21 protein-coding genes are annotated in these 24,487 nt (G+C 62.5%); 6 read left to right on the top strand and 15 right to left on the bottom strand.

Annotated features, from left to right (window positions below):
- Positions 1-273: 273 nt before the first annotated feature.
- From tkt to pgl, 6 genes are read left to right on the top strand one after another with little or no spacing between them, the layout of a single operon-like run.
- A complete protein-coding gene (gene tkt / locus ABQM86_RS10720) occupies positions 274-2,400 on the top strand; it encodes a transketolase (RefSeq protein ID WP_369746592.1) in 2,127 nt (708 codons plus the stop codon).
- Between the two features lie 32 nt (positions 2,401-2,432).
- Positions 2,433-3,551: a transaldolase gene (gene tal, locus ABQM86_RS10715; protein ID WP_369746591.1), complete on the top strand. Its 1,119-nt coding sequence runs from the start codon at positions 2,433-2,435 to the stop codon at positions 3,549-3,551.
- A 6-nt stretch (positions 3,552-3,557) separates the two neighbouring features.
- On the top strand, positions 3,558-5,189 hold the full coding sequence (locus tag ABQM86_RS10710) for a glucose-6-phosphate isomerase (RefSeq protein WP_369746590.1): 1,632 nt from the start codon (positions 3,558-3,560) through the stop codon (positions 5,187-5,189).
- A gap of 15 nt (positions 5,190-5,204) precedes the next feature.
- Positions 5,205-6,761: a glucose-6-phosphate dehydrogenase gene (gene zwf, locus ABQM86_RS10705; protein WP_207593514.1), complete on the top strand. Its 1,557-nt coding sequence runs from the start codon at positions 5,205-5,207 to the stop codon at positions 6,759-6,761.
- Entirely contained in the window at positions 6,758-7,699 is a 942-nt protein-coding gene (locus ABQM86_RS10700) for a glucose-6-phosphate dehydrogenase assembly protein OpcA (protein ID WP_024821021.1), read from the top strand. Before zwf ends, ABQM86_RS10700 begins: the two co-directional genes overlap by 4 nt.
- Positions 7,689-8,507 carry a 6-phosphogluconolactonase gene (gene pgl / locus ABQM86_RS10695; protein ID WP_337340341.1) on the top strand — a complete coding sequence of 273 codons (819 nt, stop codon included), beginning with the start codon at positions 7,689-7,691 and terminating at the stop codon, positions 8,505-8,507. Before ABQM86_RS10700 ends, pgl begins: the two co-directional genes overlap by 11 nt.
- On the opposite strand, the gene ABQM86_RS10690 is transcribed toward pgl, so the two are convergent.
- The 15 genes from ABQM86_RS10690 to ABQM86_RS10620 all read right to left on the bottom strand — a co-directional run bounded on the left by ABQM86_RS10690 (position 8,460) and on the right by ABQM86_RS10620 (position 24,462).
- The gene (locus tag ABQM86_RS10690) at positions 8,460-8,855 is read right to left on the bottom strand and encodes an RNA polymerase-binding protein RbpA (RefSeq protein WP_280627928.1); all 396 of its coding nucleotides are present in this window, start codon (positions 8,853-8,855) and stop codon (positions 8,460-8,462) included. The genes pgl and ABQM86_RS10690 overlap by 48 nt on opposite strands.
- 176 nt (positions 8,856-9,031) lie before the next feature.
- Positions 9,032-9,289, bottom strand: coding sequence for a preprotein translocase subunit SecG (gene secG / locus ABQM86_RS10685; RefSeq protein WP_024821019.1), 258 nt, complete (start codon positions 9,287-9,289; stop codon positions 9,032-9,034).
- Positions 9,290-9,325: 36 nt separating this feature from the next.
- Complete coding sequence (gene tpiA / locus ABQM86_RS10680) at positions 9,326-10,141, bottom strand: triose-phosphate isomerase (RefSeq protein ID WP_207593511.1); 816 nt, start codon at positions 10,139-10,141, stop codon at positions 9,326-9,328.
- Between the two features lie 74 nt (positions 10,142-10,215).
- Positions 10,216-11,442 carry a phosphoglycerate kinase gene (gene pgk / locus ABQM86_RS10675; protein WP_369746589.1) on the bottom strand — a complete coding sequence of 409 codons (1,227 nt, stop codon included), beginning with the start codon at positions 11,440-11,442 and terminating at the stop codon, positions 10,216-10,218.
- 9 nt (positions 11,443-11,451) lie between these two features.
- The gene (gene gap / locus ABQM86_RS10670; protein WP_089595055.1) at positions 11,452-12,462 is read right to left on the bottom strand and encodes a type I glyceraldehyde-3-phosphate dehydrogenase; all 1,011 of its coding nucleotides are present in this window, start codon (positions 12,460-12,462) and stop codon (positions 11,452-11,454) included.
- 271 nt (positions 12,463-12,733) lie between these two features.
- The gene (locus ABQM86_RS10665) at positions 12,734-13,357 is read right to left on the bottom strand and encodes a superoxide dismutase (protein ID WP_089595054.1); all 624 of its coding nucleotides are present in this window, start codon (positions 13,355-13,357) and stop codon (positions 12,734-12,736) included.
- A 174-nt stretch (positions 13,358-13,531) separates the two neighbouring features.
- Entirely contained in the window at positions 13,532-14,512 is a 981-nt protein-coding gene (whiA, locus tag ABQM86_RS10660; protein ID WP_018777554.1) for a DNA-binding protein WhiA, read from the bottom strand.
- A gap of 9 nt (positions 14,513-14,521) precedes the next feature.
- Positions 14,522-15,538 (bottom strand): uridine diphosphate-N-acetylglucosamine-binding protein YvcK, encoded by a 1,017-nt coding sequence (yvcK, locus tag ABQM86_RS10655; protein WP_207593509.1) that lies wholly within the window; start codon positions 15,536-15,538, stop codon positions 14,522-14,524.
- Positions 15,538-16,461 carry an RNase adapter RapZ gene (gene rapZ, locus ABQM86_RS10650; RefSeq protein WP_089595052.1) on the bottom strand — a complete coding sequence of 308 codons (924 nt, stop codon included), beginning with the start codon at positions 16,459-16,461 and terminating at the stop codon, positions 15,538-15,540. Before rapZ ends, yvcK begins: the two co-directional genes overlap by 1 nt.
- A gap of 129 nt (positions 16,462-16,590) precedes the next feature.
- Positions 16,591-18,606, bottom strand: a complete 2,016-nt coding sequence (gene uvrC, locus ABQM86_RS10645; protein WP_369746588.1) for an excinuclease ABC subunit UvrC — start codon at positions 18,604-18,606, stop codon at positions 16,591-16,593.
- Between the two features lie 60 nt (positions 18,607-18,666).
- Positions 18,667-19,335, bottom strand: coding sequence for a 1-acyl-sn-glycerol-3-phosphate acyltransferase (locus ABQM86_RS10640; protein WP_207593507.1), 669 nt, complete (start codon positions 19,333-19,335; stop codon positions 18,667-18,669).
- On the bottom strand, positions 19,322-20,038 hold the full coding sequence (locus tag ABQM86_RS10635) for an HAD hydrolase-like protein (protein WP_369746587.1): 717 nt from the start codon (positions 20,036-20,038) through the stop codon (positions 19,322-19,324). The genes ABQM86_RS10640 and ABQM86_RS10635 overlap by 14 nt, the downstream gene beginning before the upstream one ends.
- 68 nt (positions 20,039-20,106) lie before the next feature.
- Positions 20,107-23,034 carry an excinuclease ABC subunit UvrA gene (uvrA, locus tag ABQM86_RS10630; protein ID WP_369746586.1) on the bottom strand — a complete coding sequence of 976 codons (2,928 nt, stop codon included), beginning with the start codon at positions 23,032-23,034 and terminating at the stop codon, positions 20,107-20,109.
- A 65-nt stretch (positions 23,035-23,099) separates the two neighbouring features.
- Positions 23,100-23,480 carry a GntR family transcriptional regulator gene (locus tag ABQM86_RS10625; RefSeq protein WP_207593504.1) on the bottom strand — a complete coding sequence of 127 codons (381 nt, stop codon included), beginning with the start codon at positions 23,478-23,480 and terminating at the stop codon, positions 23,100-23,102.
- Between the two features lie 202 nt (positions 23,481-23,682).
- Positions 23,683-24,462 carry a trans-aconitate 2-methyltransferase gene (locus tag ABQM86_RS10620; RefSeq protein WP_369746585.1) on the bottom strand — a complete coding sequence of 260 codons (780 nt, stop codon included), beginning with the start codon at positions 24,460-24,462 and terminating at the stop codon, positions 23,683-23,685.
- Positions 24,463-24,487: the final 25 nt, after the last annotated feature.

Genomic DNA, 24,487 nt, shown 5'->3' with positions numbered 1-24,487 from the left:
CGCTTCCGGGCCATCGTGATTCATATAAGGGAATTTCTGTCCAGTTAGTGGGATTCCCTGAGTTCCGTGACACGTTTAGGGCTAAGCTGTTGAGCAGATCAGCACACGTTGACGATCCGGGAAACCGTATTCTCGGGAATCCGTGCGTCTGGATGAGAGATCAACGTTTCAATGGTGAACGGCTGGTAGACACATTGCAGCGGGCGCCATCCTGTGCTTCCTGCGTGCCGTGTCCATACGCCTGCCGTCAGCACAGAGAGGGGCTCGGTTTTCGTGCCACATTTGGAAGAGCAAGAACTGTCATGGACCGATCTGGACAAGAAGGCAGTTGACACCGTTCGTGTGTTGGCCGCAGACGCCGTGGAGAAGGTCGGCAACGGCCACCCCGGTACGGCGATGAGCTTGGCTCCAGCAGCATACTTGCTGTTCCAGAAGCTGATGCGCCATGACCCGAAGAACCCGGACTGGCTTGGCCGCGACCGGTTCGTCCTGTCCCCCGGCCACACGTCGTTGACCCTTTACATCCAGTTGTTCCTGTCCGGTTACGGCCTGGAATTGAAGGACCTTGAGGCGCTCCGCACCTGGGGTTCACTGACCCCTGGCCACCCCGAGTACAAGCACACCGCCGGCGTGGAAATCACCACCGGCCCGCTGGGCCAGGGCTTGGCCTCGGCTGTTGGTTTCGCGTACTCCCAGCGTCGCCAGCGCGGCCTGTTCGACGCCGATGCTCCCGCCGGCGAATCGCCGTTCGACCACACCATCTGGGTCATCGCCTCCGATGGCGATCTCCAGGAAGGCGTGACCTCCGAGGCGTCCTCGCTGGCCGGCCACCAGGAACTTGGCAACCTCGTAGTGATCTACGACGAGAACCACATCTCCATCGAAGACGACACCGACATCGCCTTCACCGAGGACGTCCTCAAGCGCTACGAGGCCTACGGCTGGCACACCCAGCGCGTTGACTGGACCAAGACCGGCGACTACGTCGAAGACGTCCAGGAACTCTACGCAGCACTGCTCGCGGCCAAGGCTGAGACGAACAAGCCGTCCATCATTTCGCTGCGCACCATCATTGGGTACCCGGCGCCGAAGAAGCAGAACACCGGCAAGATCCACGGTTCCGCCCTGGGTGCCGAGGAAGTCGCGGCCCTGAAGACCGTGCTCGGCTTCGATCCTGCCAAGTCCTTCGATGTTGACGAAGAAGTCCTGGCACACGCCCGTAAGGTCCTGGACCGTGGCGCCGAGTCACGCGCTGCCTGGCAGAGTTCGTTCGAGGCATGGCAGTCCGCCAACCCGGACGCCGCTGCCCTGCTGGAGCGTGTTGAAGCCAAGAAGCTCCCCGTCGGCATCGACGCTGCGCTTCCCGTGTTCGAAGCAGGCAAGGACGTTTCCACCCGCGCGGCTTCGGGCAAGGTCCTGAACGCCATCGGCCCGGTCCTGCCGGAGCTGTGGGGCGGTTCGGCCGACCTCGCGGAGTCCAACAACACCACGATCGAAGGCTCGCCGTCGTTCATCCCGACTTCGCGCTCCACGGACGCCTGGAAGGGCAACCCGTACGGACGGGTGCTGCACTTCGGTATCCGTGAGCACGCTGCTGCGTCGATTGTGAACGGCATTTCCCTGCACGGCCGCACCCGCGCTTTCTCCGGTACATTCCTCATCTTCAGCGACTACCAGCGCCCGGCCATCCGCCTTGGCGCGCTGATGGGTGTTCCGTCCCTGTACGTATGGACACACGACTCCATCGGCCTGGGCGAAGACGGCCCCACCCACCAGCCGGTTGAGCAGCTCGCTTCGCTGCGCGCCATCCCGGGCCTGGACGTTGTCCGTCCCGGTGATGCGAACGAGGTTTCCGCGGCATGGAAGGCCATGCTGGAGAACCACGAGAACCCGGCAGGTATCGTCCTGACCCGTCAGAACATCCCCACCTACGCCCGCGGCGAAGGTGAAGCAACCGGTGACACGTTCGGTTCCACCGCAGGCGTTGCCAAGGGCGGCTACGTGCTGGCCGAAGCTTCCAAGGACGGCGAAACCGTTGACGCCCAGGTCATCCTGATCGGCACCGGCTCCGAAGTCCAGCTGGCAGTCCAGGCCCGCGAAGCCCTCCAGGCCGAAGGCATCGCAGCCCGCGTTGTCTCCATGCCCTGCGTTGAGTGGTTCAACAAGCAGGACGAGGCCTACCGCGAATCCGTGCTCCCCGCTTCCGTGAAAGCCCGCGTTTCTGTTGAAGCCGGCCTTGCACTCGGCTGGCGCGAATTCGTCGGCGACGCCGGCCGCTCCATCTCCCTTGAGCACTTCGGTGCCTCGGCCGACTACAAGCGGCTCTTCAACGAATTCGGCATCACCGCCGAAGCCGTCGCAGCCGCAGCCAAAGACTCCCTCGCAGACGTCAACGCATAACAGTCTGCTCCCCTCTCACAGGAGAAAAACACATGTCTAGCACTCCCACGCAGCAGCTCTCCGACGCCGGCGTTTCCATCTGGCTCGATGACCTCTCCCGCACCCGCCTGGACACAGGCACCCTGCAGAAGCTCATCGACGAAAAGAACGTGGTTGGCGTGACCACCAACCCGTCCATCTTCCACGCCGCGATCACCGCCGGCACGGACTACGACGCCACCATCGCAGCGCAGGCCGCGGCCGGCGCCAGCGTCGAAGAGACCATTTTTGAAATCACCACCACTGATGTCGCAGACGCCTGCGATCTCTTTGCACCGGTAGCCGCCGCCACCAATGGTGTGGACGGCCGCGTTTCCATCGAGGTGGATCCCCGCCTTGCCTGGGACACCGCCGGCACCATCGCCGAGGCCAAGCACCTCTACGCCAAGGTCAACAAGGACAACGTCCACATCAAGATCCCAGCAACCCTGGAAGGCCTCGAAGCCATCACGGCTACCCTGGCCGAGGGCATCAGCGTCAACGTGACCCTGATCTTCTCCCTGGAGCGCTACCGCGCGGTCATCAACGCCTTCCAGTCCGGCCTTGAGCAGGCCAAGGAGAACGGCCACGACCTCTCCAGGATCCACTCCGTTGCTTCGTTCTTCGTGTCCCGCGTTGACTCCGAGATCGACAAGCGCCTCGACGCCATCGGCACCGATGAAGCCAAGGCACTCAAGGGCAAGGCCGGTGTCGCCAACGCACGCCTGGCTTACCAGGTCTACGAAGAGCTCTTCTCCACCGAGCGCTGGGCAGTGCTGGCAGAGGCCGGCGCCCTCCCGCAGCGTCCGCTGTGGGCCTCCACCGGCGTCAAGGACCCTGCCTACCCGGATACCCTCTACGTGACCGAACTCGTGGCAGCCGGCGTGGTCAACACCATGCCGGAGAAAACGCTGGATGCCACGTTCGACCACGGCGTCGTCACTGGTGACACCATCACCGGCACTTACGACGAGGCAAACGAGACCCTCAACGACCTCGAAGCCCTCGGCGTTTCCTACAACGACGTCGTCACCCTCCTTGAGACCGAAGGCCTTGAGAAGTTCGTAGGCTCCTGGAAGGAACTCCTCGCCGACGTCGAAGGCGCCCTCGCCACCGCACGGAAGGTTTCCTAACCCACCATGAGCACAATCAGCTACGACGCCAGCGGTGCCGCGCAACAGGCCATCGCCCAGCACATTGACAGCCTGGTTGAGGACAGGATCGCCACGCGGATTTTCGCCAAGGACCACACTCTGTGGGGTCCTGAGGCAGAGTCCGAGTCTGCGATCCGTCTCGGCTGGGTAGAGGCCGCCACAGTGTCCCAGGCCTTGGTCGGTGACATTCTGGAACTTCGTGACGCCCTTCGTGCCGAAGGCGTTACCCGCATTGTCCTGTGTGGCATGGGTGGGTCTTCGCTGGCTCCCGAGGTCATTGCCGGTACTGCCGGCGTCGAGCTGACTGTGCTGGACAGCACTGATCCTGAACAGGTCAGTGCTGCACTGGCGGATCGGCTGGCGGAAACGGCGATCGTCGTTTCCTCCAAGTCCGGCTCCACCGTCGAGACCGACTCCCAGCGCCGTGTATTCGAGAAGGCGTTCAACGACGCCGGCATCGACGCTGGGAGCCGCATCATCATCGTTACTGATCCGGGGTCGCCCCTGGATAAGGCGTCGCGCGAGGCAGGCTACCGCGCGGTATTCAACGCCGACCCCAACGTGGGAGGCCGTTTCTCAGCACTGACTGCCTTCGGCCTGGTCCCTTGTGGGCTTGCCGGTGTGGACATCCAGGCCTTCCTGGATGAGGCGGAGGAAGCTGCGGAGATCCTCAACGAGGACTCCGCCGACAACATCGGCCTGGCACTGGGCATAGCTTTGGGTGGTACCAGCCCGCTGCGCAACAAGGTGGTCATCGCCGAAGACGGCTCAGGTATTGTCGGTTTCGCTGATTGGGCCGAACAGCTCATTGCGGAATCCACCGGCAAACTGGGTACGGGCGTCCTGCCTGTCGTTGCCGGCCCGGACTCTCCTGAGGCCCTGAACGGTGCAGACGACGTCCTGGTGGCGCGGCTGGTCAGCGCGGATGCCGACGTCGAGCTTCGTGGGAACGAGGTAGCCATCGCCGGTGGGCTGGCCTCGCAGATGTTTGTCTGGGAATTCGCAACCGCCGTGGCGGGCCGGCTCCTGGGCATCAACCCGTTTGACCAGCCCGACGTCGAGGCCGCCAAGGTGGCAGCCCGCGGCTTGCTGGACGCCCGTCCCGAACCCACCCCCGCGGCCTTCACCGACGGTGCTGTGGAAGTACGCGGAGGTGGATGGCTCGGTAACGCCTCAACGGTAAGCGAGGCTGTGCAGGCACTGCTCAGCCAGCTCGGCACGGATGGCTACTTGAGCGTGCAGGCATACCTCGACCGTATTTCCCACGCGCCGCTTGAAGGTATCCGGGATGAACTCGCGGCCGTCAGCGGGCGTCCTGTGACATTCGGTTGGGGTCCGCGGTTCCTTCACTCCACGGGCCAGTTCCACAAGGGCGGACCGGCCATCGGAGTATTCCTGCAGGTCACTGCAGCATCCTCCACTGATCTGGACATCCCGGAGCGGCCCTTCACTTTCGGCCAGCTCATTGCCGCCCAGGCCACGGGCGACGCCCAGGTCTTGGAAGGCCATGGCCGTCCTGTTTTGCGCCTGCACCTCACTGAACGTGCTGCCGGCGTGGCCCAACTCCAGGAAGTCGTCGCTGCGTTGGCCGACCAAGCCAGCGCACTCGAAAGCTAAGGCACAGAACCAAACATGCCAGAAACTGAAAACGGCAGGAAAAACGCCGGTCTGCGGAATCCTCTGCGGGATCCGCGGGACCGGCGCCTGAACCGCATCGCCGGGCCGTCGTCGTTGGTGTTCTTCGGAGTCACCGGCGACCTCGCCCGTAAGAAACTCATGCCGGCGGTCTATGACCTCGCCAACCGTGGTCTGTTGCCTCCCAGCTTCGCGCTGGTTGGTTTCGGCCGCCGTGACTGGGACAACGCTGATTTCGCGGCCGAGGTCAAGGAAAACGTCAAAGCCCACGCCCGGACCAAGTTCGATGAAGCGGTATGGGAGCAATTGGCCTCGGGTATTCGCTTTGTCCAGGGAGAGTTCGACGACGACGACGCTTTTGAGCGCCTCGGTGATGTCCTTGATGAGCTGGATGAGACCCGCGGAACCCGCGGGAACCACGGCTTCTACTTGTCGATCCCACCCAAGGCCTTTGAGCAGGTCTGCCGCCAGCTGTCCAAGCATGGCCTTGCCCAGGCCAAGCCTGGCCAATGGCGACGTGTGGTGATCGAGAAGCCGTTTGGGCATGACCTCGAGTCCGCCCGCCAGCTGAACGACATCGTCGAATCCGTGTTCCCGGCCGATGCCGTGTTCAGGATTGACCACTACCTGGGCAAAGAGACGGTGCAAAACATCCTGGCTTTGCGCTTCGCGAACCAGTTGTTTGAGCCGCTCTGGAACGCCAACTACGTGGACCACGTCCAGATCACCATGGCCGAGGACATCGGCACCGGCGGGCGTGCAGGGTATTACGACGGCGTGGGTGCTGCCCGCGATGTCATCCAGAACCACCTGCTCCAGTTGCTGGCGTTGACGGCGATGGAGGAGCCCATTTCCTTTAATGCCGATGATTTGAGGGCGGAGAAGGAAAAAGTCCTCGCGGCGGTCAAGCTGCCCGACGACCTCTCGACCCACTCCGCACGTGGTCAGTTCACCGGTGGCTGGCAGGGCGGCGAAGAAGTACTCGGTTACCTGGATGAGGACGGCATCCCTGCCGATTCCAAGACCGAGACGTATGCTGCGATCCGGGTGGACATCAACACCCGCCGCTGGAACGGTGTGCCGTTCTACCTGCGCGCCGGTAAGCGTTTGGGTCGTCGTGTCACCGAAATCGCCGTGGTGTTCAAGCGCGCGCCGAACCTGTTGTTCCGCGACCATGGTGAGGACGACTTCGGCCAGAACGCCGTGGTGATCCGCGTCCAGCCCGACGAAGGCGCCACCATCCGTTTCGGTTCCAAGGTCCCTGGCACCCAGATGGAAGTCCGCGACGTCACCATGGACTTTGGCTACGGCCACTCCTTCACGGAGTCCAGCCCCGAAGCCTACGAGCGACTCATTCTGGACGTACTCCTGGGTGAACCGCCGCTCTTCCCGCGCCACCAGGAAGTGGAATTGTCCTGGAAGATCCTGGACCCGTTCGAGGAATACTGGGCCGGACTGGACGAACAACCGCAACCCTACGCACCCGGCAGTTGGGGACCGGCCTCGGCCGATGACCTGCTCGCCCGTGACGGACGAACCTGGAGAAGGCCATGATTGTAGATCTTCCCGATACCACCACCTCCAAGATCTCCAAGAAGATCATGTCGCTGCGTGAACAGGGCGGCGTCATCGCCTTGGGCCGTGTCCTGACCCTGGTGGTGGTGACCAAGTCCGGGCAGGAAGAAGAAGCCATCGAGGCCGCCAATGAAGCCAGCCGGGAACACCCCTGCCGGATCATTGTCCTGGCCGATGCCGGCGTTGAGGGTCCTGACCGTCTTGATGCTCAAATCCGTGTCGGCGGCGACGCCGGCGCATCCGAGGTCATCGTCCTGCGCGGGCATGGGCACATGGCCCACGAGAGCGAATCCCTGGTGGCCGCCCTGCTGTTGCCGGATGCCCCGATCGTTGCCTGGTGGCCGCACGGAGCCCCGGAAAGCGCCTGCGAAACCTCCATCGGCCGCATCGCGCACCGCCGCATCACCGACTCCGCCAACGAACCTGACCCCCGCCGGGCACTGGAGAACATCCGGGCAACGTACAAAGCCGGCGACACCGACCTTGCCTGGACCCGCCTGACCAACTGGCGCATGCAACTCGCAGCTGTCTTCGACCAAGTCGACAGCGACCCCGTCTCAGCCGTGGCTGTGGAAGGCGCATCGGACTCTCCCAGCACCCTGCTGCTGGCTGCCTGGCTGAGCCTGGCGCTGGAGGCGCCCGTCACGATTGTGGCGGACCCTGCAGGTACCGGCATTCGGCGGGTCCGGCTGACCCGTGCAAGCGGCGATGTCCAGCTTTTCCGTCCCGGACTGTCCGTGGCGGAACTGACCCAACCTGGACAGCCGGCACAGCGTATCACCCTCCCCCGGCGCAGCCTTAAAGATTGCCTCGCCGAAGAACTCCGACGGCTCGACCCCGACGAAGTCTTCGGAGAAGTGATTACGATGGGACTGCCACTTACCAGCCAGAGGAGAGTCCAGACAAGTGCACGCTGAGCCAAGAGTTAGCATCCATCCCGACTCCAAGGTGTTGATGGCCGCCATCGCGGCACGCCTCATTACCAAGCTTGTGGATGTCCAGGACAAGCACGGCGAGGCCACGGTGGTCCTGACCGGCGGCACCGTCGGAATCGGAACGCTGAAGGCTGTGGCCGATTCAGCTGCAGCACCGGCCGTCGACTGGTCAAAAGTTAACTTCTGGTGGGGTGATGAACGCTTCGTTGCTGCTGACAGCGAGGACAGGAATACCCGTCAAGCGCACCAGGCCCTGCTGGCCCACCTGGCTGTAGATCCTGCCAGGATCCACGAGCCCGGCTCGGCGGACGACTTTGCCACAGCTGACGAAGCCGCCTTTGCCTATGCCGAGGAACTCAAGGCAGCAGCCGAAGCCGAGCATGCAGCTGACATGTCTGATAGCCGCTCCGACGAGCCTGGCCTCCTGCCGCGCTTTGATGTCCTGCTTCTTGGCGTGGGCCCGGACGCCCACGTGGCGTCGCTCTTTCCCGAGCAGGCCGGCGTCCGTGAGAAGAAACGCACGGTGGTGGGTGTCGAGAACTCGCCCAAGCCGCCGTCGTCGCGTATCTCCTTGACGCTGCCCGCCATCAACACCGCCCAGGAGATCTGGATGGTTGTTGCCGGCGAGGACAAGGCAGGAGCTGTTGGCCTGGCCTTGGCTGGCGCCAATCCGGTCCAGGTGCCCGCCTCCGGTCCCGTTGGCCGTGCGCGGACCCTGTGGCTTATCGACGAGAACGCAGCCTCACGCGTCCCCCAGCAGCTGGTCCGGAAGGACCCCGCGGGCGCGTAGCCGCTCCAACGCTCCAGTCAGGACAATTTCTGCGTCTTGGCTGGAGCGTCTCTCTTTAACGTAGTCGAGGTGCGATTTGAAGAGCTCGTCCTCTGGCCGGGCCGAGGCCGGATGGCCGGGATCACGGGAGGCCGGAAGGCCGCACTTGGGGCAGTCCCACGTCCTGGGAATTTGCTCGTCCGGCAGCTTAAGAAAAACAAGCCGGGTTTCGTGTCCTTTGGCGCACCAATAGGGAACCCGAATCCGCGGCAGCTGGACTCCCCCGCCATGGTCGCTTTGGTTTCTCGGAGTAGAACCTTGGGCCACACCTACGCGGGTGCCCCGATATCCTGGCGTGCCATGAACCATTTTCGAACCCCTAGCGACTCGGTGGTCGGCCGTCACGGCCTGTGGGCCTTTCGGCCAACACGGACATTCTAGTGCGAAGTGCTCGACGACGGCACTGGGGATGGGTAACCAACAAAAAGAGGAGTGGTCCCTGGGAAGGAACCACTCCTCTTGTGATAGATCCGTTGAGGTGGGGACTAGGAGTCGCCACCTGAGGTGAAGCGCATGATCAGGCCAAGGCCGATGATGACAGCTCCCCATGTGATACCGAGAATGATGGTGAAGCGGTTCAGGTTGCGCTCGGCTACACCGGACGAACTCAATCCGGAGCTCATTCCGCCACCGAACATGTCGGACAAACCGCCGCCACGTCCCTTGTGCAGGAGAATGAGCAGCGTCAGCAGAAGACTGGTGATTCCCAGCAGGATCTGCAGAATGACTTGAAGAACGTCCACGACGGCCTTTCGAAGAAGCGGAAAACGGGAGCCGGACTAGTCCGTGACGAGGTGGCTCTCGAACCTGACAATGTTAGCAAACTCAGCGGGGTCCAGGCTTGCGCCACCCACAAGCAATCCGTCAACGTCACTTTCGGCCATGATGGCGGCTGCATTGTTGGCCTTGACGGAACCGCCATAAAGGAGACGGGTCTTTGCTGCGACGGTCTCGTCGAAGAGTTCGGCAAGTTCGGCTCGGATGGCTGCACACATTTCCTGTGCATCCTCCGGACCGGCAACTTCGCCCGTGCCGATGGCCCAGACGGGTTCGTAGGCAACCACGAGTTCCGCAGCCTGCTCAGCCGTGAGTCCTTCAACACCGGCGCGCAGTTGGGCAAGGGTGTGCTCCACATGCGTTCCTGCCTGGCGGATCTCGAGGCCTTCGCCGACGCAGAGGACAGGGATGACGCCGTGGCGGAACCCAGCTTTGACCTTGGCGTTCAGGACGTCGTCGGATTCGTTGTGGACGGTGCGGCGCTCACTGTGGCCCACCAGGACGTAGGTGCAGCCCAACTTGCTGAGGAACTGACCGGAGATATCACCGGTGTAGGCTCCGGAGTCGAACTGCGAGAGGTCCTGGCCACCGTAGACCACCTCGAGGTCGTCACCCTGGACCAGCGTCTGGACGCCACGGAGGTCCGTGAACGGCGGGAAGACGGCAACCTCGGCACGGTTGTAGTCGTGCTTGGCGTCGGACAGCGTCCAGGCGAGCTTCTGCAGCAAGGTGATGCCCTGGACGTGGTCCATGTTCATCTTCCAGTTGCCGGCGATGAAGGGCTTGCGGACAAAGTTGCCGTTGGCAGAGGTAGTCACATGAACTCCAAAGAATGCGTTGAAATATGGAACGGCCGGCAGAACGCGATGGCGTCCTGCCGGCCGGATGGTGCTTAGCGGTCCAGGACGCTCAGGCCGGGAAGTTCCTTGCCTTCAAGGTATTCCAGGCTTGCGCCACCACCAGTGGAGATGTGTCCGAACTGCGAGTCCTCGAACCCTAGGGTCCGAACGGCTGCGGCGGAATCGCCACCCCCCACAACGGTGAAGGCAACCGTATCCGTCAACGCCTGGGCGATGGCCCGCGTGCCGCTGGAGAAGGCCTCGAATTCGAAGACACCCATGGGGCCGTTCCAGAAGACGGTCTTGGCGCCTTCGATCTGGGCTGCGAACGCGGAAGCGGATTCCGGTCCGATGTCCAGGCCGATACCGGAAGCTCCGAAAGCGCTGTCCTCAATGGCGTCCGCCCTGACGACCTCGTGGTCTGCATCAGCTGCAAAGCGGCTGGCCACTACTACGTCGGTGGGGATCACAAAGGAGGTACCCGCAGCCGAAGCGCGCTGGAGGTAGTCCTGGACTACGGGGATCTGGTCCTCCTCAAGAAGGCTTCCCGCAACCTTGTGGCCTGCTGCGGCCAAGAAAGTAAAGAGCATGCCGCCGCCAACAAGGATGGTGTCCGCTTTGCCCAGAAGGTTCTCGATCACCGCCAGCTTGTCCGAGACCTTGGAGCCACCAAGAACTACGACATACGGGCGCTGCGTGTCCGTGGTGAGCTTCCGGAGAACCTCTACCTCGGTGTGGACGAGGTCGCCCAGGTAGGACGGCAACCGGGTGGCCACGTCATAAACGCTCGCGTGCTTGCGGTGGACCGCTCCAAAGGCATCGTCCACGAAGGCGCCGTTACTTCCCGTGAGGGCAACCAGCTCGTCGGCGAAGGCGCCGCGCTGGGCGTCGTCCTTGCTGGTTTCGCGGGCATCGAAGCGAACGTTCTCCAAGATGAGTACGTCCCCGTCGTTGAGGCCGGATGAGAGCTCCTTGGCGGAGAGCCCCACCGTGTCGGCGGCGAGCTGTACCGGGAAGTCCGCCAGCTCCGCAAGGCGGGCCGCAGCGGGCTTCAAGGAGTACTTTTCTTCGGGAGCGCCCTTGGGGCGTCCAAGGTGTGCGGTAACGAGCACACGGGCACCGGCGTCCGAGAGCTTCTTGAGGACCGGAAGTGAGGCCTTGATGCGGCCGTCGTCGGTCACTGTAGAGCCGTCGAGCGGCACATTGAGGTCACTTCTGACCAGAATGTACCGCCCGCGGACACCTTCAGCGATGAGTTCGTTGAGGGTGTGAGATGTCATGTGTCTACCCTAGCCCAGCTTGGATGCGACGAGCTCCGTGAGGTCTACGAGGCGGTTGGAGTAACCCCACTCGTTGTCGTACCAGGAAACAACCTTGACCTGGTTGCCAATGACCTTGGTCAGGCCGGAGTCGAAGATGGAAGACGCCGGGTCTCCGACGATGTCCGAGGACACGATGGGAGCGTCGGTGTAGCTAAGGATGCCGGCGAACTGTTCTGACTCAGCGGCAGCCTTGACTGCTGCGTTGACTTCTTCAACCGTTACTTCGCGGGAGACGGTGACCGTGAGGTCCGTAGCGGAACCCGTGGGGACCGGAACGCGGATGGCGTAGCCGTCCAGCTTGCCCTTGAGCTCCGGCAGGACCAGTCCGATTGCCTTGGCTGCACCGGTGGACGTAGGAACCATGTTGATGGCGGCGGCGCGGGCGCGGCGGAGATCGCCGTGCGGTCCGTCCTGCAGGTTCTGGTCGGCCGTGTAGGCGTGGACCGTGGTCATGAGGCCACGCTCGATGCCGAAGGCGTCATTGACTACCTTGGCCAGCGGGCCGAGGCAGTTGGTGGTGCAGGAGGCGTTGGAGATGATGTTGTGCGCTGCGGGATCGTAAAGCTCGTGGTTGACGCCCATGACGATGGTGATGTCTTCGTCGCTTGCGGGAGCCGAGATGAGGACCTTCTTGGCGCCGGCATCAATGTGCTTCTGGGCTGCTGCGGCCTTGGTGAAGAAGCCGGTGGACTCGATGACAATGTCAACGCCCAATTCGCCCCACGGAAGGTTGGCGGGATCGCGCTCAGCCAGGACCTTGATGGACTTGCCATCGACTACCAGGTTTCCATCGACAACTTCCACGGTCTGGGCGAGGCGTCCACCGACGGAGTCGTACTTCAGGAGGTGGGCGAGAGTCTCGGGGCTGGTGAGGTCGTTGACGGCGACGATCTCAAGGTCTGCGCCCTGGGCCAGTGCTGCGCGGAAGTAGTTACGGCCGATGCGGCCGAAGCCGTTGATACCAATACGGGTGGTCACTATGTGTCAATCTCCTTGGTGCTCTTGCAAGCACGCCTAGTGAGTCGGATTTATTATTTCCAACCAACAGACCCCGCACGTCTTTGGGCAGAGGTGATTATCAGATCGGAGGGCGACCAGCCACGTTGCTGAAGGCTAACCGCCTTCCGTGATCCATCTTACGTTTAACTAAGCCTGCCCCCGCAACTGCGGAGGCAGGCTTTCCAGCATTTGGCCCCAATTCACGCAAAAAGTGACTTTTGTTACATCGGCGTGAACCGGGGCTCACCAACTAAAGGACGATGAGGCCCGTGGCGTTGGCGCGCGCGGCTTCGAAGCGCTTTGCAACGTCCGCCCAGTTGACGATGTTCCAGAAGGCCTTGACGTAGTCAGCCTTGACGTTGACGTAGTCCAGGTAGAAGGCGTGCTCCCACATGTCCAGCATCAGGAGCGGCGTGGTACCTACTGCAACGTTGCCCTGCTGATCGTAGAGCTGCTCGATGAGCAGGTTGCCACCGATGGGCTCGTAGGCCAGGAAAGCCCAGCCGGAACCCTGCAAGCCAAGTGCGGCAGCGCTGAACTGCGCACGGAAAGCGTCGAACGAACCAAAGGCGTCATCGATGGCTGCTGCGAGCTCACCTTCGGGCTTGTCGCCGCCGTCCGGGGAAATGTTGTTCCAGAAAACGGAGTGGTTGATGTGTCCGCCGGTGTGGAACGCGAGGTCCTTGGAGAGACGGTTGATGTTGGCGTAGTCACCCTTCTCGCGGGCATCGGCCAGCTGGGAGAGGGCATTGTTGGCGCCTGCAACGTAAGCAGCATGGTGCTTGCTGTGGTGCAGCTCCATGATCTTTGCCGAAATGTGCGGCTCGAGTGCTGCATAGTCATAGCCGAGCTCGGGCAGAACGTACTCTGTCACGAAATCCTCCAATGTAATGGACTGACGTCCGGGTTGGTAACTCTCGTTATGTCATCCGGCCAGCATGCTGGCCGGAAATCCTTGGCGAAGAAGCCTGCTCTTGCCTCCATCGGGAACAACCCCGGGTGGCCTCGCAGTATTTCCTCCACGCATTTTCGATTCTATGGGTGCGGACTACTCGTCCATCATTTCCGGAGTCACATTTGCCTCAGTACCCGGGATGCCCAGGTCGAGGGCCCGCTTATCCGCCATGGCGAGGAGGCGGCGGATGCGACCCGCAATGGCGTCCTTGGTCATGGGCGGATCCGCCAGGCGTCCGAGTTCATCCAGGCTGGCCTGCTTGTGGGCAACACGGAGCTCCCCGGCGTACTTGAGATGGTCCGGTACGTCGTCTCCCAGGATTTCCAGGGCACGGTCCACCCTGGCACCCGCGGCCACTGCTGCCTGGGCAGACCGGCGCAGGTTGGCGTCGTCAAAGTTGGCAAGCCTGTTGGCCGTCGCCCGGACTTCCTTGCGCATGCGCCGTTCTTCCCACACCATCAGCGCGTCATGCGCACCCATGCGGGTCAGGAGGGCAGCAATGGTGTCTCCGTCTCGGATGACTACGCGATCCACTCCGCGCACCTCACGGGCCTTGGCCTGGATGCCGAGCCGCCTGGCAGCCCCAACGAGTGCCAGCGCGGATTCGGGGCCGGGGCACGTGACTTCCAGCGAGGAAGAACGACCCGGCTCAGTGAGTGAACCGTGGGCGAGGAACGCTCCCCGCCAGACAGCCTCGGCGTCTGCAGCCGAGCCGTTGACCACCACCGAGGGCAGCCCTCGCACAGGACGTCCGCGTCCGTCCAGCAGGCCCGTTTGGCGGGCGAGTGCTTCACCGTCCCGGACCACACGGACAACATAGCGGCTTCCCCGGCGCAGGCCGCCACCGGAAACGACGATGATTTCGCTCTGGTGGCCGTACACTTCCGCGATCGCGGCCCGGAGGCGGCGTGCCGTGGAAGCGAGGTCGACTTCAGCCTCGATGACGATCCTGCCCGAAATGATGTGCAGGCCACCCGCGAAGCGCAGCATTGCCGAAACTTCAGCCTTGCGGACTGAAGACTTTTTGATGTCCAGCCGGGACAGTTCGTCCTTGACCGACGCAGTAAGTGCCATCGCGTATTCCTAACTGTTCCCGAAAATATCGTGGTACGCCGCTGCCAGCAGCAGTGGATCATGGACGGGGCGGCGCCTCGACGCCCCCACTCTACCCAACACCACTTCAGCCCCGATCATCCCCGCGGCCTTCTCGAAGGCTTTGAGGTCCTGGATTGCAGCAGGATCCGCAAGGACCACATCGACGCTGAATTCAGGTGCATAGCGGCGCAGGACGTCCAGATGGTCCGCGGCCGTCATGCCCGAGGTTTCCTTGGTTTCGACGTCAAGGTTCATGGTGAGGCAGCGCTTCGCAGCGGTGTCGCCCAGGGCTTGGCGCAGCTCAGGCAGCAGCAGATGCGGCAGGACCGAGGTGTACCAGGAACCGGGTCCAAGGATGACCCAGTCAGCCAGTTCGATGGCCGTCAGGGCTTCTGTGCAGGCCGGAGCATCCTCAGGCAGCAGCCTGACGTCTTCAAGCTTGCCCGCCACAGCGCATTTTGCCTGGCCCCGGACCGTACGCAGTTCCTGGCCACCTCCCGGAAGGTCAATGTGGGCCTGGCCCTCAATGGTGAGGGGAACGCTGGACATGGGCAGCACCTGGCCCCTGGCTCCCAGCAGGGCGCCGGCCCACTTCAGGCCGGCAACCGTATCTCCCAAGAGCTCCCACAGGGTCACGATCAGCAGATTGCCCATGGCGTGATGGTCCAGTGAGCCGCCTTTGGCGGACCCGGCATTGAAACGGTGCTGCATGACGTCCCGCCAGGTCCGGCCCCAGTCGGTATCGTCGCACAGGGCGCTGAGCGCCATCCGCAGGTCGCCGGGCGGAAGGACGCCGTACTCCTCGCGAAGACGCCCGGACGAGCCGCCGTCGTCCGCTACTGTGACGATTGCCGTCAGCTCGGAGGTGAGCAGGCGCAGTGCCGACAGCGACGCAGCCAGTCCGTGGCCGCCACCCAGGGCAACCACTGACGGACTTTTCTTTTGCTGGCTGCCGGGGACGCCTTTGGGCGGGATCAGGGGCAGTGGGCCGGTGAGGACGCCCACTACTCGCGTCCCAGGTCTCGGTGGGTGGTGGTGACTGTGACACGGGGATACTGCGCCAAACGCTTCGAAAGTTCGACGGCGACCGCCACCGATCGGTGCTTGCCTCCAGTGCAGCCAACAGCCAAGGTGGCGTAGTGCTTGTTCTCCTGGCGGTAGCCGTCCAGGACAGGCTCCAGGGCCCGTACGTACCTGTCCACGAACTCGTGCACGCCATCGGCAGCCAGCACGTAATTGCTGACGTCCTCATCCAGCCCTGTATGGGGCCGAAGCTTGGGAACCCAGTGCGGGTTGGGAATGAAACGGGCATCAGCCACGAAGTTGGCATCCACGGGGAGTCCGTACTTGAATCCAAAGCTCATGACGTTCAGGCGCAGGGTCACCGGGCCTGTGTCGCTGAACAGTTCGGTGATGGCTGTTGCCAGACCGTGGACATTGAAGTCGGAGGTGTCCAGCACGACGTCGGCATGCTCGCGCAGTTCCCGCAGGACCTCGCGCTCGACCCCGATGCCATCAAGGATCCTGCCGCCGCCCTGCAGGGGATGCGGACGGCGTCCTTGCTCGAAACGGCGGACCAGGACGTCATCATTGGCGTCCAGGAAGAGCACCCGGAAGGTGATGCCGCTGGCGCTGAGCGCGCCCAGCGCCGTCTGGATGTCAGTGAAGAGGTCCTTGCTGCGGACATCCACCACCACCGCCAGCTTGGGAATGGATTTGGGAGCATGCGAGACAATTTCGGCCAGGGTTCCCAGCATCTGCGGTGGGAGGTTGTCCACCACATACCAGCCGTGGTCTTCCAGGGCATCCGAGGCCGTACTGCGTCCTGCCCCTGACATGCCGGTGACGACCAGCAGTTCCGCCTCCGGGGGCTTGACGGGCGTGAGGCCGTCCTGCTCCGTTCCGGACCCTGCCGTTGCCTCATCCATGAGTTGTTCCCCGTTTCGTCCGAAGTGGTGTTTACGGCCTGAGGTGCGCTCCCCTTGGGTCAACGCACCCTCGACATGTTCAAGGGCCGGTGGCCGCTGATGCGGCCATCGGCCAGGTTCTAACCCTAGCTAAGATTCAAGGATTTCGCCGGTGGTCATGTTGATCGCCGGGACTGCCCCGGCGGAGTCTTCCGTGTTACCCAGGTGTTGAACCACGGCAGCTGCCAGCGCAGGGCCGATACCTTTGGCAGACGTGAGCTCTTCAACGGAAGCCGCTTTGATCTTTTTCAGCGAGCCGAAGTGCGCCACCAAAGCCTTGCGCTTGGCTTCACCAAGGCCCGGCACCCCGTCCAGGACGGACACCGTCATGGCCTTCCCGCGCTTCTGCCGATGGAAAGTGATGGCGAAGCGGTGGGCTTCGTCACGGATCCGTTGAAGTAGATACAGTCCTTGCGATGTCCTCGGCAGGATGACCGGGAAGTCGCTGTCAGGCAGCCAGACTTCTTCCAGACGCTTGGCAAGGCCCACCACGTAGACGTCGTCGATGCCGAGCTCCGCCAGCGCACGCTTGGCGGCGTTGACCTGCGGCTGCCCGCCGTCCACCACCACCAGGTTGGGCGGGTACGCGAACTTGGCCTTGGGGGCCGGCATCGTGGGGTCCGACGGCGGGGCTTCAGTGTTGCTCTTGGCCCCCGCACGCGTCGGGTTGACGATCTCGCCGGATATCACGGGGACCTGGGCAGCCTTGTCCGTCAGGTAATGCCGGAACCGACGGGTCAGGACGTCATGCATCGCCGCGGTGTCGTCAGCTGCCGCTGCGCCCGTGATGGAGAACTTGCGGTAGTCCGCTTTCTTGGGCAGACCGTCCTCCACCACCACCATGGAGGCCACCACGTTGGTGCCCTGCACGTGCGAGATATCGAAGCACTCTATCCGCAGCAAGGGAACCGGAATTTCCAGGGCTTCCTGCAATTCCTGAAGCGCCACCGAGCGGACAGTGATGTCGCCGGCCCTGCGGGTCTTGTGCAATTTGAGGGCTTGCTCCGCGTTCTCGCGCACCGTGGACATCAGGGCGGCCTTGTCACCACGCTGGGGCACGCGGATGTCCACCTTGGCACCACGCAGTCCGCCCAGCCACTCAGTGAGTTCGGCATGGTTGCTGGGTGCTTCCGGCACCAGGACTTCGCGGGGAATCCGGCCCTGGACCTCGCTGTCCTCGCCGTAGACCTGCTGCAGCAAATGTTCGATCAACTCTGGGGTCGTGGCATCTTCAACCTTCTCGACCACCCAGCCACGCTGTCCGCGGACCCGGCCACCGCGGACGTGGAAGACCTGCACGGAAGCCTCCAGTTCGTCGTCGTGGAGCGCGAAGACGTCAGCGTCGGTATCTTCGGCGAGGACCACGGCATTGCGCTCAAAAACCTTCCGGAGCGCGATGATGTCGTCCCTGAGCCCGGCAGCCCGCTCGTAGTCGAGTTCGGCCACGGCTGCTGCCATGTCCTTTTCCAGGCGGCTTATAAAGCGTTTCGCTTCGCCGCCCATGAAGGAACAGAAATCCTCGGCGAGGTTGCGGTGTTCATCCGGACTCACCCGGCCGACGCAAGGGGCCGAACATTTGTCGATGTAGCCGAGCAGGCAAGGACGCCCGCTGGATTCCGCGCGTTTGAAGACGCCCGCGCTGCAGCTGCGGACCGGGAAAACCCTCAGCAGGGTATCCATCGTTTCGCGGATGGCGCCGGCGGTGTAGGGCCCGAAGTACTTGGTGCCCTTCCTGCGCTCACCTCGCATGACCTGCACCCGGGGGTACTTCTCCCCCATGGTGACGGCAAGGTAGGGGTAGGTTTTGTCGTCGCGGAAAACTACGTTGAAGCGCGGTTTGAACTCTTTGATCCACGTGTATTCCAGCTGCAACGATTCCAGCTCGCTGCCCACCACGATCCATTCGACGCTGCTGGCCGCATGCACCATGGCGTGGGTCTTGGGAAGCAGTCCTGCAGGGTTGGCAAAGTAGGAATTAAGCCTGGACCTGAGATTCTTTGCCTTGCCTACATAGATGACCCGGCCATGGGGGTCGCGGAATCGATAGACGCCCGGGGTGGTCGGAATCTCACCTGTTTGGGGCCGGTAACTTGCTGGATCTGCCACGTTTCCAGTCTAGTGAACCGGAACGACAACCATTGCCACGTCATCCCCCGGCAGCTGCTGCTAGTCGACGGATTTGCTCTGGTTGTAGCTTGCAGAGCGTTCCTGGCCGCTGAGCAGGGCGATGGCGTCCATGATCCTGTCGGTGACTTCACGCCGCGCCGGAAGCGAGTGGTCCGGCCCGGTCTTCTCGAAATAGAGCGGCTCGCCCACCTTCATGGTGAAGTGCTGTGGCCTTACTGCGTTCTTGTCCGCAGGCTGCAGCCTTTCGGTCCCGATCAGGCCCACGGGAATGACAGGCGCGCCTGTGGTCAGGGCAAGCCACCCCACGCCCGTACGCCCACGGTAGAGGATGCCATCGCGCGATCTGGTGCCCTCGGGGTAGATGCCGATGCCCTTGCCTGACTCGAGGATGTCCAGCAGGGTCTTGAGCGCCTGCACGCTGGCAGCCTGCTCACCTCGTTCCACCGGAATGGATCCCACGGCTTCGAAGAAGGACTTCATGACGGCACCTTTGACGCCCTTGGTGGTGAAGTATTCGGCCTTGGCAAAAAAGGCGACCGGACGCGGCATCAGAGCCTGGACGATCACGCTGTCAAGGAAGGAAAGGTGGTTGGGGGCCACAATGAAGGGCCCCTCTTTGGGAACGTTCTCCAAACCAATGACAGTAGGCCGGCACGTGGAGGAAATCAGTCCACGGGTTGTCCACCGGATCGCATCAAAGACTGCCATCGTTTTGTACCTCGCTCAGGGCTGCCGCACGGACAGCGTCAAGTTCTTCAATTTTGATCCGCAATTCGGCTGCGGTTTGCACTACGGCCACAGCGCCGGCTTCTTCGAGTTCACCGTCCGGGGCGAATCCCCAGGCCACCCCGATGCAATCCAGGCCGTTTGCCATGGCTCCTGCGACGTCCTGATGCCTGTCTCCCACCATCACTGCCGGCTGTGAATGCAGGTCAGCCAAGGCTGCCCCAACAATCTCGACTTTGCCGGATGCCGTATTCGCTTCCAGGGACTCGTTGTCAGCCGCCCCGCGTATGGACACGAAGAAATCAGCAATTTTATGGTGTTCGAGGACGAGCCTCGCAATGGACTGCGGCTTCTGAGTAGCAACTGCTACAGCCCGGCCGGATTCAGCAAAGTACTCAAGAAGTTCGAAGATCCCGGGGTAAAGCTTGCACTGCCCGATACCCGTTTCCTTGTAATGGCGCCGGTAACGCTCAATGGTTTCATTGACCAGGGTTTCCGGGACGTTGGCCAAATGCAGCAGGGAATCGCTGAGCTTGGGACCCACCATGGAATTCAGCACGGCCTGCCCAGGAACGGGAAGGTTCAATTCACGGAGGGCCGCGGAGATTCCTCCCGTGATACCGCCGGCTGGATCGACAAGGGTGCCGTCCAGATCGAATATTACGGGCACCGTTGTTTGAGTCACCGGGTTAGTTTCTCACGAGTAGCGGCATGCCTGAAACTCGCATGCCGCTACCGGAATACTTCTGGCGCCTATCCGAGAATCTCGGCCAGGAACGTTGCTGTGTGGCTCTCCGTGGATTTTGCCACCTGTTCGGGTGTTCCGGTGGCAACAATCTTTCCGCCACCCGAGCCACCGTTGGGGCCCAGATCCACAATCCAGTCCGCGGACTTGATGACGTCGAGGTTGTGCTCGATGGTGATGACCGTATTGCCTTTGTCCACCAGGCCCTGAAGCACCATCAGGAGCTTACGGATGTCCTCGAAGTGAAGGCCCGTGGTGGGCTCGTCCAAGACATAGATGCTGCGTCCGTTGGAGCGCTTCTGCAGCTCTGCGGCAAGCTTCACGCGCTGGGCCTCGCCACCGGACAGCGTGGTTGCCGGCTGTCCCAGACGCACGTAGCCAAGGCCAACGTCCACCAGAGTAGTCAAGTGGCGCGCAATGGGAGTGAAGGCGGCAAAGAACTCCGCACCCTCCTCAATGGGCATGTTGAGGACATCAGCAATGGTTTTGCCCTTGTAGTGGACTTCAAGGGTTTCCCGGTTGTACCGGGCACCATGGCAGACCTCGCAAGGAACATAGACGTCCGGCAGGAAGTTCATCTCGATCTTCAAGGTGCCGTCGCCCGAACACGCCTCGCAGCGACCGCCCTTGACGTTGAAGGAGAACCGTCCGGGCAGGTATCCACGGACCTTGGCTTCGGTGGTCTCGGCGAAGAGCTTGCGGATGTTGTCGAACACCCCGGTGTACGTCGCGGGGTTGGAGCGCGGAGTACGCCCGATGGGACTCTGATCGACATGGACCACCTTGTCCAGGTGTTCCAGGCCGGCCACCGTCCGGTGCCGTCCTGCCACTTGCTTGGCACCGTTGAGCTTATTGGCGAGGACCTTGTACAGGATCTCGTTGACCAGCGTGGACTTACCGGAACCGCTGACGCCGGTCACCGCAGTAAAGAGCCCCAGCGGGAACGTGGCATCGACATTGTTGAGGTTGTTCTCACGGGCACCGACAACCTTGAGCTCACGCTTCTTGTCGTACTTACGGCGTTTGGTGGGAATGTCGATCTTCCGGCGTCCTGACAGGTAGTCACCCGTCAGGGAATCCGTGTTCTCCAACAGCTCCTTGTAGGTACCTGAGTGCACCACCTGGCCTCCGTGCTCACCGGCGCCTGGTCCGATGTCCACCACCCAGTCAGCCTCGTGAATGGTGTCTTCGTCATGCTCCACCACAATCAGCGTGTTGCCGAGGTCCCGGAGACGGGTAAGGGTCTCGATGAGTCGACGGTTGTCACGCTGGTGGAGGCCGATGGACGGCTCGTCAAGGACATACAGGACGCCCACCAGGCCGGAACCGATCTGGGTTGCCAGCCGGATGCGCTGGGCCTCCCCGCCGGACAGGGTTCCTGACGGCCGCTCGAGATTGAGGTATTCCAACCCCACGTCCAGAAGGAAGGTCAGGCGGGCCTGGATCTCCTTCAGCACCTGATTGGCGATTTGCGCTTCCCTGCTGGTGAGGGTCAGGCTGCCCAGGAACTCAGCGCATTCGCGCATAGGCATGGCAGCAACCGCTGCGATCGACTTGCCGTTGATCAACACGGACAACGATGCCGGGTTGAGGCGTGCACCATTGCACTCAGGGCAGGGAATCTGGCGCATGTACTCTTCGTACCGGTCACGGGCCCAGTCGGAATCGGTTTCACCGTGCTTCCGGTGGACGTACTGGATAGCGCCTTCAAAGCCCGTGCTGTACTTGCGTTCACGGCCAAAACGGTTCTTGTACTGGACAACAACCTTGTGGTCCTTGCCATGCAGCACGGTGTTCCGGACTTCTTTGGAGAGTTTCTCCCAAGGCGTCTTCATGGAGAAACCGAGCTCATGGGCCAGGCCCTCAAGGAGGCGGTTCCAGTACTCAGTGGTTGCCGTTCCCAAGGACCACGGGGCAATGGCGCCTTCACCCAAGGAGAGTTCAGGATTGGGGACGATGAGTTCTTCGTCGACTTCAAGCTTGGTTCCGATGCCGCTGCATGCCGAGCAGGCACCAAAGGGGTTGTTGAAGGAGAACGAGCGGGGCTCGATTTCATCGATCGCCAAAGGGTGCTCGTTGGGGCAGGCAAGATTCTCGGAGAAAGCCCGGATACGACCGGGATCCGCGGGGTCAAGATCCACGAACTCCACCAGGACACGGCCCTCCGCCAGGCCCAGGGCGGTCTCCACGGAATCCGTGAGCCGCTGGCTGATGTCTTCCTTGACCACCAAGCGGTCAACCACCACTTCGATGGTGTGCTTGAACTGCTTCCCCAGCTTGGGAGGATCGCTCAGTTGGACGAGCTCGCCGTCAACGCGTGCACGGGAATAGCCTTTGGCGGTCAGTTCCTTGAACAGGTCGACGAATTCGCCCTTGCGTCCGCGGACCACCGGGGCGAGGACCTGGAAACGTGTGCCTGTCTCAAGTTCCAGAAGCTGGTCAACAATCTGCTGCGGTGTCTGGCGGGCGATGGGTTCGCCACATACGGGGCAGTGCGGGCGGCCAACGCGGGCCCACAGCAACCGCATGTAGTCGTAGATCTCCGTGATGGTACCCACAGTGGAACGGGGGTTCTTGCTGGTGGATTTCTGGTCGATGGAGACCGCGGGCGACAATCCCTCGATGAAGTCGACATCAGGTTTGTCCACCTGGCCCAGGAACTGGCGCGCGTACGCGGACAGCGACTCTACGTAGCGGCGCTGCCCTTCGGCGAAGATGGTGTCGAAAGCCAACGATGACTTACCGGAACCCGAGAGTCCCGTGAACACGATCATGGCATCGCGCGGAAGGTCGACGTCCACGTTGCGCAGGTTATGTTCCCGGGCACCCTTGACCACCAGCCGCGAGAGGTCTGGCCTCGCGGGATTGGAGTCAGGAACCACAGGGATGCTGTTCGGGGATTCGATGGCGGTATCTTCAGCTAAGGCTTTGGGCACTTACCAATGCTAATCGAAAACTTCTTCGAATTTCCATGTCGTGCCTCACATGCTACCGATCGGTATCAATCCGCGTCATACGCTGCGGCGAGAAGCTGGACTGCCTCGGCGAAAGAGGCGCCCTGTGCCTTCGCGGCGGACGCATACTGCCCGGCCACCTCGGCCAGCGCTCCCCAGCGATCGTCCCGGGCACAGACCACGGTGCCGTTCCGACCGCGGGTTGCCACGACGCCCGCGGCTTCCAGTTCTTTGTAAGCCCGGGCGACGGTGTGGGGTGCGACGTCCAGTACGCCGGCCAGATTGCGCACGGGTGGCAGTTTCGCTCCAACCGCCAGGACTCCCGAGTCAGCGAGCTCGATGATCCGCAACCTTAACTGTTCAAAGAGGGCGACAGCGCTGGTGGTGTTGGGCCGCCAGGTGCCCGGGAAATCGCCGGTGGGAGTCACAACGACCTCCGCCCGGGTGCCGGCATGTGGCGGGGCGTTTGATGTCGGAAGCGTCCTTGGTCCATGCCGAGAATTAGACCAGCGACGACGGCAGTGGACAAGCCATGACGACAGGCACATCCACATCGAGGACCAGGCAGATCACCATGCAGCTCACGGCGCAAGAAGGTCGCTGCCTCCCCTCCCGGGGAATCCAACGGCGTCACGCGTTCTTCCGTGCCACGGCAAAAATGCGTCGAAACGGATAGACGGTTCCATGGCTTGTTGCGGGATAGGCCTCGCGCAGCATTGCGGCGTACTCCGTCTCGAAGTCGGCAGCTTCTTCAGAGGACAATGCCGCCAACACGGGACGGAGACCTGTGCCGCGGACCCATTGCAGGACCGGGTCACTGCCCGGCAGTACCTGCTGGTAGGTGGTTTCCCAAGCGTCGGCCGAGCATCCGGCGTCGAGCATGATTCCCAAGTAGTCCGCCGGGCTCCCTACTGCACCGTCATGTCGAAGAACGCCGTCCAGCCGGGCCGACCACTGGGGCGATTCCGCGAGGTGCCGCATCAGGGTGTGGGAAGGAGAGGTGAAATTGCCGGGAACCTGCAAGGCAAACCATGCCCCGGGCTGCAGGGCCCGCAGCCAGCCGGCCAGCATGTCCTGGTGACCGGGAACCCACTGGAGCGCCGCATTGCTGACAACTACATCGGTATCGGCGTCGGGCGACCATTTCGCGATATCACCCTGTAAAAATTCCAGATGCGTGAACTGCTGCGTGAGGGCGCCTGCTTGAGCGAGCATCTCCGCAGAGGAGTCCAGGCCAACAATGCGGGCGCCTGGCCAGCGCTCGGTGAGCGTAGCAGTAAGGTTTCCGGGGCCACAGCCGAGGTCCACTACCGTGCGGGGTTCACTGGCCTGGACCCTCGCGACGAGGTCGTGGAATGGACGGTCCCTATGGTTTCCGAATTCCACATACTTGGACGGATCCCACTTCATCAAAGCCTCCTCGCATCTGCCACCA

The sequence above is a fragment of the Paenarthrobacter sp. AMU7 genome (assembly GCF_041200195.1).
In the GTDB taxonomy this organism is placed as follows: domain Bacteria; phylum Actinomycetota; class Actinomycetes; order Actinomycetales; family Micrococcaceae; genus Arthrobacter.
The sequence above is the reverse complement of the archived record's forward strand: the minus strand, read 5'-3'. Positions and strand labels throughout refer to the sequence as shown.

Excerpts from the sequence above, each read along its gene's own strand:
- ABQM86_RS10640 (WP_207593507.1), bottom strand. The coding sequence starts at position 19,335 with ATGGCAGTCTTTGATGCGATCCGGTGGACAACCCGTGGACTGATTTCC.
- rapZ (WP_089595052.1), bottom strand. The coding sequence starts at position 16,461 with ATGGATGAGGCAACGGCAGGGTCCGGAACGGAGCAGGACGGCCTCACG.
- tal (WP_369746591.1), top strand. The coding sequence starts at position 2,433 with ATGTCTAGCACTCCCACGCAGCAGCTCTCCGACGCCGGCGTTTCCATC.
- ABQM86_RS10690 (WP_280627928.1), bottom strand. The coding sequence starts at position 8,855 with ATGGTTCATGGCACGCCAGGATATCGGGGCACCCGCGTAGGTGTGGCC.
- pgk (WP_369746589.1), bottom strand. The coding sequence starts at position 11,442 with ATGACATCTCACACCCTCAACGAACTCATCGCTGAAGGTGTCCGCGGG.
- ABQM86_RS10710 (WP_369746590.1), top strand. The coding sequence starts at position 3,558 with ATGAGCACAATCAGCTACGACGCCAGCGGTGCCGCGCAACAGGCCATC.
- zwf (WP_207593514.1), top strand. The coding sequence starts at position 5,205 with ATGCCAGAAACTGAAAACGGCAGGAAAAACGCCGGTCTGCGGAATCCT.
- ABQM86_RS10620 (WP_369746585.1), bottom strand. The coding sequence starts at position 24,462 with ATGAAGTGGGATCCGTCCAAGTATGTGGAATTCGGAAACCATAGGGAC.
- ABQM86_RS10700 (WP_024821021.1), top strand. The coding sequence starts at position 6,758 with ATGATTGTAGATCTTCCCGATACCACCACCTCCAAGATCTCCAAGAAG.
- whiA (WP_018777554.1), bottom strand. The coding sequence starts at position 14,512 with ATGGCACTTACTGCGTCGGTCAAGGACGAACTGTCCCGGCTGGACATC.